Here is a 14,288-nt window from a genome sequence, read left to right as displayed (position 1 = left end):
ATTTAATTCAGCAACTAAAACGCCCAGACGTTCATATGTGTTTGGCCTGATTTCAATTACTGCATGGTGGAGCGAAGCTCCGCCCACATTTTGTGCCAGTTGCGTAAGTCCTGAACCAGAGACTGATTAATAGCATCTGAATTTAGCCTATTCAAGGATAGGCTAGTGTTTCCTAATAAATACTTGGATTTGCAGAGAAAGCGGGATGATTTAGCAACTTCCAAAATTCCTCCCCTGCCTTAAGAGCTTGCCCCAATTCATCCTACTATTCTGCAACGCTAAATATTTATTAGGAAATACTCTATAAATTTGGAGAGCAATTGGAACAGAAATCAGGGCTGAATTTGCAAAATTGACTACCTGTTACTGGGTAAGCTGTACAATAAGGAAAACTGGTAAGTTCAGCTTTAGCAGTTTGTGATTTCAAACCATTAGGTAACGCTTCAGTAAGTTTCGTTTCATGAGCTAGAAGGATAACTAAAATCTTAGGTAACGCCATGCAAGCAGCAATATTGAGCAGCGTTAGCAATGTAGCGTCTATCAAATTCATAGGTAATCATCCCCTGTGAAAAATAGGCGTAGGCGTAGCCCGTCGTAGACATCGTTTTTCTTAGCTGCAAGCATAACTTCTAAAATTGATCTTCAATCAATCTATTGCTTGCAGTCTATGTAAATTAACTTTAACATAAATTTTTGTAAATATAAACGTGGAATTCCTGGAATTATCGTACACAGAAGGGAATGTGGATAATAAGGATGGATATTGTAGCGTAATAACAAAATAAGCTGGAAAAAGATCAATTTACTATATTTAGGTAAGGTGTTATGAAAAAAACCCAAACCGCGTCTTCTTTTTTATCTAACATCAGTGAGCGAGAACGCCAAGCCTTAAAACGGTTGGTAGATTACACAAATGTAGAATCACTGCCAGAAATTTGGCCTTTAGCAGCTAAACAATTTGGTAATATTGTCGCCCTCCGTAACCCTCACGCTAAACCAGAAGTAGTGATTACTTATACGCAGCTAGCAGAGCAAATGCGGCTATTTGCTTCTGGGTTACAGTCCTTGGGAGTAAAGGTAGGCGATCGCATTTCTTTAATTTCTGACAATAGTCCTCGCTGGTTTATTGCCGATCAAGGCATAATGACGGCTGGAGGGGTTGATGCCGTGCGTAGCTCCCAAGCGGAAAAAGAAGAACTGCTGTTTATCATTGCTAATAGTGGCAGTATGGCAATAGTAGTTGAGGATTTAAAGACACTCAAAAAACTGCAAGATCGCCTCAAAGATTTACCAATTCAGGTGGTAATATTACTTTCGGATGAAGCACCACCGACAGACGAAACCCTAAAGGTGCTGAACTTTGCCCAGTTGCTCGAAATTGGAAAAAATCATAATTTTGTGCCAGTCAAGCAAAATCGTGATGCTCTGGCAACCCTAATTTACACCTCTGGCACCACAGGCAAACCCAAGGGTGTAATGCTGTCTTATAGCAATTTGATGCACCAAGTAACAACCTTTGGGACAGTATTGCAACCAAACGCTGGCGATATCGTTCTCAGTATCCTACCTTCCTGGCACAGCTACGAACGAACTGTTGAATATTACCTACTATCTCAAGGTTGCACACAAGTTTATACCAACTTGCGCTCCGTGAAAGCAGATTTGAGAGAATTTAAACCCAACTACATGGTGGGTGTACCCCGGCTGTGGGAATCGATTTATGAAGGAGTGCAAAAGCAGTTCCGTGAACAACCAGCCAAAAAGCAACGCCTAATTAACTTTTTATTGGGCAATAGCGAGAAATATATCAAAGCGCGGCGAGTTGCTCAAGGATTGAGTTTAAATAATCTTCATGCTTCAGCTGTCGAGCGATTAGCAGCTAAGATCCAAGCATCTGCTTTATTACCCCTCCATGCCTTGGGAGAACGACTGGTTTATGCCAAAGTGCGCGAAGCCACAGGAGGACAAGTTAAGCAGATGATTAGCGGCGGCGGTGCGCTTCCCAGACACATAGATAATTTCTTTGAAATTATTGGTGTGCAGATTTTGCAAGGTTATGGCTTGACAGAAACTTCTCCTGTTACCCATGTGCGTCGTCCTTGGCGGAATTTGATTGGTGCATCAGGGCAACCACTACCCGCTACAGAAGCTAAAATCGTAGATCCTGAGACAAAAGCGCCTTTACCAGTAGAAAAGCGAGGCTTAGTATTGTTGAGGGGGCCGCAGATTATGCAAGGCTATTACCAAAATCCCGAAGCGACAGCGAAAGCAATTGATGCTGAAGGTTGGTTTGATAGCGGCGATTTGGGTTGGTTGACACCACAAGACGACTTGGTGCTAACAGGCAGAGCAAAGGATACGATTGTATTGACTAACGGGGAAAACATTGAGCCACAGCCGATCGAAGATGCGTGTTTGCGATCGCCATATATCGATCAAATTATGCTCATCGGCCAAGATCAGCGCAGCTTGGGAGCCTTAATCGTCCCCAATGTCGAAGCCTTAGAAAAATGGGCAGCAAATCAGAATTTGATACTGGATACGCAAAATGATCAGGCGACTTCTTCACCTACTCAAAAAATTGACTTCGAGAGTAGAATGATCCAGGATTTATTTCGGCAAGAATTGAATCGAGAAGTGCAAAATCGTCCAGGCTATCGACCGGATGACCGCATTGGGACATTCAAACTCATTTTAGAACCGTTTTCTATCGAAAATGGTTTGATGACACAAACACTGAAAGTTCGCCGACATGTCGTCACGGAACGTTATCGCGATATTATTGACGGCATGTTTGCCTGATAATTCCACCTCCCAACTGTAAAGAGTGAACGTGAAATATTTATGGATGTCTCCAAATCTAACTTGCTTCTCAAACGCGTCGTTAACGTCAAAGTCATTGTGACTCCCCTGTGGAAAGAGGAAGTACAACAGCAACTGCAAACGCAGATCAATCAACTTGATCAGCAACTGCAACAGCTAGACGTAGAAGGACAAAGAGCGATCGCGGCAATTCAAAAGCAGAGTCTGCAACCACCTGGCCCCCAAACTCTCCAACAAATTGACAATATCCAACTCCAAGTCAATCAAAAGAAAAGTGAATTTCTAGAGCAGAAAAATCAATTGCTGCAAAACCTCCAGCAAGTACAGTTTCTTCAGCAAGATCAAGAAGTCAACCAATTCCAAATGGAAGGCTTTTTCCGAGTAGAGATCGGTGATAACCTGATTAGCAAAATGCAAGTTGAAATCGTTCTACGCGATGGCGTTGTAGAAGAAATTCGCGGCGACATTTAAATTTGTCCTTTGTCATATGTCCGTTGTCATTTGTTTTGTGAGAAATGACTAATGACCAATGACTAATGACAGATGTGATTTAACTTGATATTTGGGCGGCTTCCAGCCCAACATTCCACCTGGGAGCCAGCCCAAACAATTTGCCAGACTGGAGGTGAGCTAATAAAAAGCGATCGCCCGAAGGCTGTCATTTCAACTCGATATTTAATACCAACTGAATCATCACCTTGCTTGATTTGTGTAATGGTCACAAGGGCTTGATTTCGTTGCGGATAAGCTACTTCTACCTTTCGCGTTCCTTTCACTGATGCTATGCCGTCAAAAGCATTTAGGGCGAGGGTAGCAGGATCGCTACCTTGGAGAGATGAGTTAATCTTTTCTAAAGGTATGGTTTTATAATTGGAACGCTCTGAGTATGCCACAACCTCTTGAGACTCATGTATTGCTCCCACCTGCTGGGTTTGTCCATCAATAGTCTCAACAATCGGTGCAGGTGGCTGGCGCTGGGTAATATAAACTCCAGCGCCAGCAGTGGCAAAGATACTTAGTATCACAATTAAAAAGAATTTCAACTTTGCCGACATAAGGAATTTCAAATAGGTTTATGACCAATTTTGAATTCTAGATTGACCTCAGGACTTACGCATTGACAGGAATCTGAATATGTGGATTCAAGTTCATCCTTTGTTCAAGATGTTCCAGAATAAAGTCACGAGCCACCTGAAGAGACAAATTTCGCTGGAGTTCATACCAGTTTTCAATTAACTCTTGAGTTCGCATTAGTTCTAGTTGTGTGAAAGCGCGGATAGCACTAAAAAAGTGAGTTTTAATTGCCTCAGATGTCCTCACCATGAATAGCTCAATTCCACACACTTGTTTAATGGCTCGATGGTAACATTCAATCCCCCAATGAATCGAATGTAACTCCTTAAATTCGACGAGAGAAATTAAAATTAGTGCATCTTTGTCAGGCACATACATGATGTAATATCTGGGAATCTCGTTTTTGAAAAGTCTCCGAAATACTTTCACTTTTCCAAACTTTTTCAGATGCACTATTAACCCATTCTCTGGAATTTCTAGATTTTGGACTTGGGTAAAATTTTTACCATCAACTGAACACAAGCGATTTTTAGCTATCCCAGTTAAAAACTTTAATCCCTTGTCTTTAAAGAACTTCAGGTTCCTTTTACTGGAATACCAAGCATCAGTGGTTACATTCTCAGGCTCCAAACCCCAATGCAAAACCTCAGTAATCATATCTCGTAAATAATCATTTTTCGTCTGACCATCTTGTTTATCATAAATACGATAATTTACAGGTACAGATTTACCTGATAAATCGGTGTAATACAAGGTAATTAGTTGAATCCCTTTAACTGTACGATGATGCCTTCCTGAATAAATGTAAGTAATTAATTCTGTTAGTTTCGGGTCACTATGAGGCTTATCAATTACGGTATCATCTGCACTTAATGTACCACCTCCTAAATTGATATGCAGCTTAACTTCATCAAATAAATCCTTTGGCTCGTAACGCTCACGTAGCAAAAATCTGTTGACACTATCATGTGACAAATCTTCCATAATATCTGCTAAACGTGTGCAGCCTGGATACTTTGATTCTGCTAATAAAAACAGAGTGTAAGTGTTGAGGTCACACTTTGCAGTTGATGGCTTGGTAGTTACTCTGATTGTCCATGCCCTCAATAGAGACAGTGTAAATTATCTATCTTTTCAGCCCCCTACTGCTAGCGATCGCTTATTCTTTTCTTATCCGCATTCTTTGTTTCATTTGTCAATGCGTAAGTTCTGGACCTGTATCTTATATCCTCTACCTGTAAGCAGCTCCTGTATCTTAAGCAGTGGTTATGAGGAATATAAATAGCAATCCCATTTAATCTGTGAGAAACTCGTGCTGTTTTTTGCAAGTCAACAACTAAAACGAGATTGAGATATTGGCTAAACATTGAGGATAGCTCTGTATTATAGACCTCTAAGTTATATTTAGGTTCCTAAAGTCAAGGGTTAAGCGTCAAAAGTTAGTAACTCTCCCCCATCTTCCTCATCTCCCCCCTATTCCCCACTCCCCACTCCCTACTCCCCAATCAAAATATAAAATCTCCAGTCCAAAACTCTCCTGCCAAGATACAATTCGATCTGATAAAAGCTGTTAAAGTCCATAAACCATTGATTCCCAAACCACCCTATGAGCATTCACGAAGTATTTATGCCGGCTCTGAGTTCTACCATGACCGAAGGCAAAATCGTCTCCTGGGTGAAATCGCCAGGGGACAAAGTGGAAAAAGGGGAAACAGTGGTGGTTGTAGAGTCAGATAAGGCAGATATGGATGTAGAAACCTTTTACGAAGGCTTTCTTGCCCATATCATAGTTGAAGCTGGTGAAACTGCCCCGGTAGGATCTGCGATCGCCTTCATTGCCGAAACGGAAGCTGAAATTGAACAGGCGAAATCTCTTGCCAATTCTGGCGGCGCGGCCGCTACTCCTACCTTTTCTCCTGAACCAGTTGCCGCCACAGCCTCAGCCGCAACACCTGCCTTAGCGTCTCAAAACGGGTCTAACCACAAAGAAGGAAGGCTTGTAGCTTCACCCCGTGCCCGTAAGTTAGCCAAAGAACTGAAAGTTGATTTAACTACGCTCCAAGGCAGTGGCCCCTACGGTCGCATTGTCGCCGAAGATGTAGAAGCATTGTCCAATAAGGGCAAACAACCCGCCACTGCCCCAGTTGCCCCACCAGCACCTGTACCAACCAGCGTCCCAGTTGCACCCCCAGCACCTCAGACACCAGCACCTGCGCCAGTGGTAGCGGCTGTTCCTGGTCAAACCGTTCCTCTAACTACCTTCCAAAATGCCGTAGTGCGGAACATGGTAGCTACCATATCCGTGCCCGTCTTCCGTGTTGGTTATACAATTACCACCGATGGATTAGACAAACTTTATAAACAAATTAAATCCAAAGGCGTGACAATGACAGCGCTACTGGCAAAAGCTGTAGCGGTAACGTTGCAAAAACACCCATTGTTAAATGCTAGTTACTCAGACCAGGGTATTGTTTATCATTCTGATATCAACATTTCTGTAGCAGTAGCGATGAATGATGGCGGATTAATTACACCTGTCCTGCAAAATGCAGACGCAGTGGATATTTATTCTCTATCGCGTACTTGGAAGTCTTTGGTAGAACGTGCCAGGGCAAAACAATTACAGCCTCAAGAATATAACAGTGGTACTTTTACCCTGTCCAATTTGGGGATGTTTGGCGTAGATAAATTTGATGCGATTTTACCGCCTGGACAAGGTTCAATTTTAGCGATCGGGGCATCCCGTCCGCAAGTGGTAGCTACACCCGACGGTTTATTTGGCGTGCGGCAACAAATGCAAGTCAATATTACTTCTGACCACCGCATTATTTACGGTGCCCATGCTGCGGCGTTCTTGCAAGATTTAGCGAAATTGATTGAGACGAATCCTCAATCTTTGACAATGTAATTTTGAAAAGACACCAAATTTAAATGTTAGCGCTATTAGCGAACAACAGTTTTTCGTAAAGTAGCGCTAACAATAAATAATACCTACACTTAAATTTTTTATGGACAAACTGTGTGGTGATATCACATCTCTACATGAGTTTATATCTAAACTGATATAAAAGTGACATACGACAACACCCTGAAATATCTGGTTGAGCAGTATCCAGAAGATTTTATCCGCTACTTACTCGCATCTGAGGCAACGGATATCCAGATTCTCAAAACAGAATTAAATCAAGAACCAATCCGTGCTGACTCAGTAACCTTTTTGCAAACTGCCAATCAAATACTGCATTTAGAGTTTCAAACCTTACCAGCATCGATTCCACCCTTGCCACTGCGGATGTTGGACTATTGGGTGCGACTATATCGACAATACAATTGCGATATCGAGCAGATAGTAATTTTTCTTAAACCCACAACTTCAGAAGCTGTATTTGTAGATCAATTTACTGCCCGCAATACTACCCACCGTTACCGCATCATCCGAATTTGGGAACAAGATCCAGAACCATTACTGTTATCTCCTGGTTTATTACCTCTAGCAACTTTGGCGCGAACAGATTCTCCTGAAAATCTGCTCCAACAAGTAGCAGTTCAGGTGAGTATGATTGAAGAAGCAGCCACCAAGCAGAGTATCTCGGTATGTACCCAACTTCTAGCAGGGTTGGTTTTTAAGCCAGAACTCATTCGTCAGTTTTTAAGGAGAGAAGATATGAGAGAGTCTGCTATTTATCAAGAAATTCTTCAAGAAGGACTTCAAGAAGGGAGACAACGAGGCATTGAACAAGGCATTGAACAAGGCATTGAACAAGGCATTGAACAAGGCATTGAACAAGGCATTGAACAAGGAAGGCAATCAGAACTGCGGCTAGTGATGCGTCTATTAACTCGTAGGCTCGGTTCAATTAATTCTCAGTTACAATCTCGGTTGCAAGAGTTGTCCTTAGTTCAATTAGAAAACTTGGGTGAAGTATTACTAGATTTCGGCAGTGAAACTGATTTGATGAATTGGCTAAATACAATAGAAAATTAGAGCTTGCTTTAAGCCTTTTGACCAGTTACAAAAAAACTAAGAAATTCATACCAAGCGCCTTCCTCTGTTGCCTCTGCTTCAATTTTTTGACGATAATCTGCTTTTAATTCTGCCATTTGCTCTGATGAAACTTGTAACAAAGGGTTTTCTCTAGGATGAAACCATCCTCCATTCCATTCTCTAGCTTGCTCTAGATTGTGGTAGAAACCTAGTTGTTTAGTCTTCACTTCAATATTTTTAAAACCAGCTTCTGTAAGCAGATCATGGCATTTGTCGGGAGAGCCTGTTGGCTCATTTATACTTGTCAGCGAAATGCCATGTTTCTCACAGATTTCGATGATAAGTGGCGCTCCACAAGATTCCTCTGAGCAACAAGAAAAACCAAGAATTCCCCCTGGTTTTAAGAAACGATACCATTTACGTAGAGCAGCAGGAATATCTTTAAAATAGACTATTGATGTAGAGCAAAGAATTACATCGAAACTCTCATCATTGAAATCAATATACTCAGCATCGGCTTCAATAAATTCGATATTTTGCAAGCCTAATTCTTCAATTTTCTGTTGTGCTTGAGTTAGCATCCCTGAAGAAAAATCTACTCCAGTGACTTTTCCCTCAGAGCCGACAATTTGTGCAACAGCAATGGCAATGATACCTGTGCCTGTTGCCATATCTAATACTTTTTGCCCCTTTTGAAGCTGAACCAAATCTAGGAGAGGGAGAGCGCGATCAATTGTATAATTGTTATCGTAGCTAGTTCTACTATCAAAGAAATCAATTACTTTTTTCTTATACTCTTGTTCGTATTGGCTATTTTGCATGATATTCTGGATTCTTAATCTGTTAAAGAAACTGCAATAAACCGTTAATAGTATATATCTTTCAATTTATTCCACAATTCAAGTGCAGGAATGTGACTTAGACCAGCGAATTGTGCATCGGCTGTTTCTATCACTATCCATTCTCCACTTTCTAGTTGCCCAATATCAATCGCTATATAAGGAACCCCAAGGCATTCAGAGGCTAGCACTGCCAACTTTAATACTTGCGTCTCTTCTGGTTTTGATAACTTGCTCAATTCATCTTCCCCATCCCAGTAATATCCATATTTTAGAATCTGCTGATTATGAATAAAGCATCTAAACTCTCTTCCCATTGGAAAGCCATTTGGGGCTAGGCGTTTATGCCGCAATTTTTCTAATTTTCTAAGAATAACTCTACCTCGTGAATGATATTTAAGTTTTAATAAACCTTCTGTAGTACTGATTAATTCTTCCTGATTATTCGCTATACAAGATTTCCATCCTTGCATTTTTTGAGATTGAACTGCGCCTTTAATAAACAGAGGAAATCCTAATAATTCACCAGCCTCAATACATTCACTTGTTGAGGTAATTACTAAACTCTCAGGTGTCAATCCTTTTAAGTGAGGATAAAATAGGTCAAACTCTAGTGCTGTCTGGTGTTCTAAAGGAGTATTGAGTAGTTTTATCCCCTTAGCCAAAGCTGCATAATATATAGCTTGATAACGCTCAAACTCAGGAATATATCCTATCCAGATACCAGCAGTTATTTGAGAATAATTAGAAATGTGCCATAGAGCATTTTCTGCTGTACCACATCGTTCAAAATCTCGCGGGATATGGTAGACTTTACACCCTAATAATTGTGCAGCCTCAGTCATCAATTTATTTTCGCTAGCACTGGCAGATGGCTCTATTTGTTCAGTTGATTCACTTAAAACAATCATTTCTTCCTCAGTGTACCTCTGCGCTTACCTCAACGTACCTCTGCGTTTAAAAAAAATAAAGAAGGTGGCCATTACCCACCCTACCTAATTTATCCTTTCACACAAAGAACTTGCTTCAGTGTTGCTACAACTTCAACTAAATCTGCTTGATTTTGCATCACTTGTTCTATGGGCTTATAAGCACCAGGAATTTCATCTAACACACCCTCATCTTTGCGGCATTCTACGCCATTTGTTTGCTCTATCAAATCATCAAGTGTATAGACATTTTTTGCCTTATTTCTAGACATCAAACGCCCTGCACCGTGAGAACAAGAACAGAAACTATGGGCATTACCTTTACCCTTAATAATAAAAGACTTTGCCCCCATCGAACCAGGAATAATCCCATAATCTTCAGTCTGGGCGCGGACTGCACCTTTACGAGTAACGTATACATCCTCGTCAAAATGCACTTCTTTTTCGGCATAATTGTGATGACAATTAACCTGCAATAAAGGTTTAGTTGCCTTCCCACCTGCTAAATGCTTCTCGACAATATGCTTAAAACGCGCCATCATCACATCGCGGTTGACACGCGCATAATTTTGTGACCATTGCAAATCGTGCCAGTATGCTTGGAATTCTGGCGTACCAGCGACAAAATGAGCTAAATCAGGGTCAGGCAATTTATTACCTGCCATTTTTGCTAATTCTCTGGCTGTGTGAATATGACACTGGGCAAGTTTATTACCGATGTTACGTGAACCAGAATGCAGCATCAGCCAAACTTGATTTTCTGTATCGAGGCACACTTCAATAAAGTGGTTTCCTCCACCGAGAGAACCCATCTGTTTCATCGCTTTGCTTTGTAAGTCTTGTACACCGCGATGCAAGTCTTTAAAATCATCCCAGTGTTGCCAATTGCTGACGGATTTTTCAACGTCTTTGTTTTCGTTGAATCCAGTAGGAATTGCTGCTTCAATATCCAGACGAATTTTTTTCAGTTTACCTTCGAGTTGTTCGGCGGTAAATGATGTTTTGATAGCGCTCATCCCGCAGTTATGAACAAATACCCCAGCTTTCAGTGCGAAATTATGATACTCCGGTACTGTTAGACAGTAAACATCTTCTGTGTAATTTAGGTGATTTACTGCTACAACTTTGTGATTACATTGATGTTCTTTTTTGCGGTGGTTGTGGAGTCCAATTGGAGTTTTGACATCTACACCGCAAATCTCACAGGTATAGTATTGGTTAGCAATTTCTTGAGATTTTTCTCTCCCTTTTTTACTCTTGTTATATTCAACTAGATATTGCTTACCTCGATTACCATTACCTGCGACTGCATTTTTAAAATGCTCTGGCTGCTGTTCCATGTACTGAAGAATATTTCTAGTTCCCCGTTCGGCATAGTATTGGTATCCTTCTCGAGTTTTTGCTTTTTGAGCAAGGGAAGCAACTCTTTTCTCTTCAAATTTGGCAGAGTGCCAGTGTTGGTTACGCTCCACTGGAGAGCGGTGGTAAGCAGAATGATCGCGATCGCCCATGAATTCAAGATTCTCTGGTCGATTATCGGATTCATAAAAATTCCGATGATGAATAACTGTTTTCTGTCCCTCAAACCTGGGAATCTTGCCGAGTAACCCAGACCTGGCAATAATCCAGTGGGCTTTTTGCCATCTACTGGAGTATGGCTGAACAATCAGGCTGTAGCCATCTTTGTCAGTCTTGGAATAAAAAGGCATTAAAGAAGTCTCTGCTTGAAGCAACTGAGCTTCTTTGTAGCTTCCATCCCGAAGCATGAATTGGTGATCGGGAGTACAAATAATTTCTTCGCCGTTATCCAGAATTACTTTCACGAGTGGAGCATTTCGTCTAGTCAATTTAGCAGTTGCTTGAGCCGCAACGATTTTTCCTGTTGGCGTACAAGCATAAACAATAAACTCTTTACCCCAATTCATTAGGTCTTTAATCCGATAGGATTGACCATCCACTAAAGGAATCAAAGTATCTCCTACAAAACAACCAATATCCACACCGACAGCAGCTGGGATAATTGCCTCTTTGGTCGCAATTACAGAACCAACTAAAGCACCTTTTCCTAAGTGAACATCTGGCATTAATGCCACGTGCTTAAATACAAATGGTAGCGATGCTACATTTTTTGCCATCTTAATCTCTTCTGGGCCCAATGAGTGATTTGCCCAAGATAAAACGGGTGCTGGTGTGGTAATTTCTAACTTTTCGTAGGGCATAATTTTTTGTATTTTTGATTTTAAATTTTAGATTTTGGATTGGGTATATGGCACTGAGAATTATCAGTGTGACTTATAACCCATTACCTCGTTAGTTGTAGCAATTTAATGTTGTATTGTCTTTGATTTGACTCGCTCAGTTTTCGTGAAGCTGAACAACTAGTCTTAGGGAGTAACACGTTGATACTACAAATGTAAATAAATGAGTTACAAAAGTCAAGCCGATACCACAGAGAGAAAGCAGATGTTTCCTAAATATATTAAAATTTGTAAAGGAAATTACTCTGCTTAAATAAACCCTTAAAGTTCTGACACAATATGGCAGTGCGTCAAGATACAATCTGGGAACGTTTTTTATCCCCTGTAGTGCGTCTTTTGATTGATGAAGACGGGCTACGGCGTTACGCTGATAGTATTGACTGGGAGAAAGAATGCGATCGCTTCCGACGAGATGATGTCATAATTCCCTCGTACTACAGCAGTCAAAATTTTCACGGGATTACAGGCGGATATCTGACTTACGGTGCAGCAGTTAGTTACGATCCGATTACGCAATATGTTGTGCCACCGAATGAAAGTATCGTCCGTCAGGCTTTAGTTGATGCCGTCAAGGTAAAACCACGACGCATACTTGACTTAGGTTGCGGCACTGGTTCCACTACCTTAATGTTAAAACAGGCTTTCCCCCAAGCGGAAGTTATTGGTTTGGACTTATCACCCTATATGCTGGTAAGGGCAGAAGATAAAGCTAGAAATGCTGGTTTAGATATAGTCTGGCGACATGGGAATGCTGAAAAAACTAGTTTGAGTGATGCGTCCTTTGACTTGGTTACAGCTTCTTTGCTATTCCATGAAACACCAAATGAGGTGTCTCTAGCAATTTTGCGGGAAAGCTTTAGGTTGCTGGTAACTGGAGGGCAAGTATTAATTTTAGACGGAAATCAAAAGACTCTCCGTCAGTTAGAATGGCTTAATGATGTTTTTGAAGAGCCATATATTCGTGAGTATGCTGCTGGTAGTATAGATGCGAATATGGGTACAGCCGGATTTGAAGCTGTGCGATCGCAGGATGTATGGTGGATAAATCAGATCACTAGCGGAGTTAAACCGATCGCAACTGAAAATGTCCGTCAGTATACTGCCACATCAATAGATAATAATAATTTGGAGGAACTTGGATCTCCAGCGTTTGGCATAATGGCATGAGTTTAAAGGCAGTTCTCTTTGATTTTAATGGTGTCATCATTAACGATGAGCCAATCCATCTGCAACTGATCGATGAGATTCTCATTCAAGAAAATCTCCAACCCCAAAAGGTGAGTGAGCGTCAAGCTTCTTTAGGACGCACTGACCGCGCTTGTTTTCAGCAACTACTCGCTAATCGTGGTAGAGTAGGCGACGAAAACTATTTAACTCAGTTGTTGTACCGCAAAGCAGAAGCTTATACGGTGGAATTAGAAAAAACAGAGAAACTGCCTTTATATCCAGGTGTAGAAGATTTAATATATCAAGTGCGATCGCGGAATCTGAAACTAGGTTTAGTCAGTGGCGCTATTCGTAAAGAAATAGAATTGGTACTTGATCGCGCCAAACTAGCCCAACACTTTAAAATTATTGTTGCCGGTGATGACATCACCACTAGTAAACCAGAACCCGATGGTTATTTACTCGCGGTGAAACGTCTGAATCAAGAATATCCTGAACTGAATCTTCAACCACACGAGTGTCTGGCCATTGAAGATACACCAGCAGGAATTGCAGCAGCGAAGCGATCGCAAATGCAAGTTGTTGGTGTAGCGAATACTTACCCATTCCACATGCTCCAGCGCTGCTGTAACTGGACTGTTGATTATCTAAGCGAATTGGAACTCGAACGGGTGCAGAAGATTTATTCTCAAAAAGAGCCTCAGCCATCGGCAACTGAATGTTAGAATAATTTATGGTGAAGATGTATTGAGTTAATGAGTAATATTACTCTTGACTTAGCATCGATTAAGGGGAATTAGCTCAGTTGGTAGAGTGCTGCGATCGCACCGCAGAGGCCATCGGTTCGAATCCGTTATTCTCCATTTGTACTGTCCATTAAATAATTATTGTCAGTTTTAAAGAATTAATGTCCAGTTTTACAAAATTCAGGGGCATAAGTTACGCATTTCCGGGGCTTTCAGCAATTAAATCAGTTTTAAAGAATTATTGTCCAGAGTTGAAACCAGTTTTAAAGAATTATTGTCCAAAATCAGCCTGTAAAACTCGGACAAATATATGTTTTCTAATTTAATAGACCTCTTGCAGAATTGATTTTGTGTTATAATGATTGGTTTTCTTAATCTGAATGGGGTGAGATAACTAAAAAGATTGATGCCTGGGGTATTTATAGCGATAGTTGTAATCGCGGAACGTCTGACAGAAAAAACATCAC

12 protein-coding genes, 1 tRNA gene and 1 pseudogene are annotated in these 14,288 nt (G+C 41.0%); 7 read left to right on the top strand and 7 right to left on the bottom strand.

All coding sequences use genetic code 11. The features are described 5' to 3' along the window. Positions 1 to 301: 301 nt before the first annotated feature. Positions 302 to 550 carry a hypothetical protein gene (locus tag H6G26_RS32310; protein ID WP_190734856.1) on the bottom strand — a complete coding sequence of 83 codons (249 nt, stop codon included), beginning with the start codon at positions 548 to 550 and terminating at the stop codon, positions 302 to 304. Positions 551 to 825: 275 nt separating this feature from the next. Between H6G26_RS32310 and H6G26_RS32305 the strand changes: the two genes are divergently transcribed. Then, complete coding sequence (locus H6G26_RS32305) at positions 826 to 2,802, top strand: AMP-binding protein (protein WP_190734854.1); 1,977 nt, start codon at positions 826 to 828, stop codon at positions 2,800 to 2,802. A 42-nt stretch (positions 2,803 to 2,844) separates the two neighbouring features. After that, positions 2,845 to 3,294 (top strand): YlqD family protein, encoded by a 450-nt coding sequence (locus H6G26_RS32300; protein WP_012412623.1) that lies wholly within the window; start codon positions 2,845 to 2,847, stop codon positions 3,292 to 3,294. A 62-nt stretch (positions 3,295 to 3,356) separates the two neighbouring features. Here the strand turns inward: H6G26_RS32300 and H6G26_RS32295 are convergent, their stop codons facing one another. Together H6G26_RS32295 and H6G26_RS32290 are read right to left on the bottom strand one after the other, a co-directional pair. Next, complete coding sequence (locus H6G26_RS32295; protein ID WP_190734852.1) at positions 3,357 to 3,878, bottom strand: hypothetical protein; 522 nt, start codon at positions 3,876 to 3,878, stop codon at positions 3,357 to 3,359. Positions 3,879 to 3,933: 55 nt separating this feature from the next. Then, positions 3,934 to 4,989, bottom strand: coding sequence for a transposase (locus H6G26_RS32290; RefSeq protein WP_190734858.1), 1,056 nt, complete (start codon positions 4,987 to 4,989; stop codon positions 3,934 to 3,936). 514 nt (positions 4,990 to 5,503) lie between these two features. Between H6G26_RS32290 and H6G26_RS32285 the strand changes: the two genes are divergently transcribed. Together H6G26_RS32285 and H6G26_RS32280 are read left to right on the top strand one after the other, a co-directional pair. Further along, positions 5,504 to 6,805 (top strand): dihydrolipoamide acetyltransferase family protein, encoded by a 1,302-nt coding sequence (locus tag H6G26_RS32285; protein WP_190734850.1) that lies wholly within the window; start codon positions 5,504 to 5,506, stop codon positions 6,803 to 6,805. 162 nt (positions 6,806 to 6,967) lie between these two features. Continuing rightward, positions 6,968 to 7,882, top strand: coding sequence for an Rpn family recombination-promoting nuclease/putative transposase (locus tag H6G26_RS32280; RefSeq protein ID WP_190734848.1), 915 nt, complete (start codon positions 6,968 to 6,970; stop codon positions 7,880 to 7,882). Positions 7,883 to 7,890: 8 nt separating this feature from the next. On the opposite strand, the gene H6G26_RS32275 is transcribed toward H6G26_RS32280, so the two are convergent. From H6G26_RS32275 to H6G26_RS44350, 4 genes and pseudogenes are all read right to left on the bottom strand, one after another. Next, entirely contained in the window at positions 7,891 to 8,703 is an 813-nt protein-coding gene (locus tag H6G26_RS32275) for a class I SAM-dependent methyltransferase (protein WP_190734846.1), read from the bottom strand. 44 nt (positions 8,704 to 8,747) lie between these two features. Beyond that, positions 8,748 to 9,632 carry an ATP-grasp domain-containing protein gene (locus tag H6G26_RS32270; RefSeq protein WP_190734844.1) on the bottom strand — a complete coding sequence of 295 codons (885 nt, stop codon included), beginning with the start codon at positions 9,630 to 9,632 and terminating at the stop codon, positions 8,748 to 8,750. An 89-nt stretch (positions 9,633 to 9,721) separates the two neighbouring features. Then, the gene (locus H6G26_RS32265; protein ID WP_347242537.1) at positions 9,722 to 11,650 is read right to left on the bottom strand and encodes an RtcB family protein; all 1,929 of its coding nucleotides are present in this window, start codon (positions 11,648 to 11,650) and stop codon (positions 9,722 to 9,724) included. Continuing rightward, positions 11,636 to 11,869: pseudogene (locus tag H6G26_RS44350) on the bottom strand (RtcB family protein); the annotation flags it as partial. The gene H6G26_RS32265 and the pseudogene H6G26_RS44350, both read right to left, overlap by 15 nt. 318 nt (positions 11,870 to 12,187) lie before the next feature. On the opposite strand from H6G26_RS44350, the gene H6G26_RS32260 reads away from it, so the two are divergent. The 3 genes from H6G26_RS32260 to H6G26_RS32250 all read left to right on the top strand — a co-directional run bounded on the left by H6G26_RS32260 (position 12,188) and on the right by H6G26_RS32250 (position 13,938). After that, a complete protein-coding gene (locus tag H6G26_RS32260; protein ID WP_190734840.1) occupies positions 12,188 to 13,075 on the top strand; it encodes a class I SAM-dependent methyltransferase in 888 nt (295 codons plus the stop codon). Further along, complete coding sequence (locus H6G26_RS32255) at positions 13,072 to 13,800, top strand: HAD family phosphatase (protein ID WP_190734838.1); 729 nt, start codon at positions 13,072 to 13,074, stop codon at positions 13,798 to 13,800. Before H6G26_RS32260 ends, H6G26_RS32255 begins: the two co-directional genes overlap by 4 nt. Positions 13,801 to 13,865: 65 nt before the next feature. Continuing rightward, a tRNA-Ala gene (locus H6G26_RS32250) sits at positions 13,866 to 13,938 on the top strand. The last annotated feature ends 350 nt before the right edge of the window (positions 13,939 to 14,288 follow it).

This window comes from Nostoc sp. FACHB-888, assembly GCF_014696655.1.
Classification (GTDB): Bacteria; Cyanobacteriota; Cyanobacteriia; order Cyanobacteriales; family Nostocaceae; genus Nostoc.
This window is presented reverse-complemented; position numbering and strand designations above follow the sequence as displayed.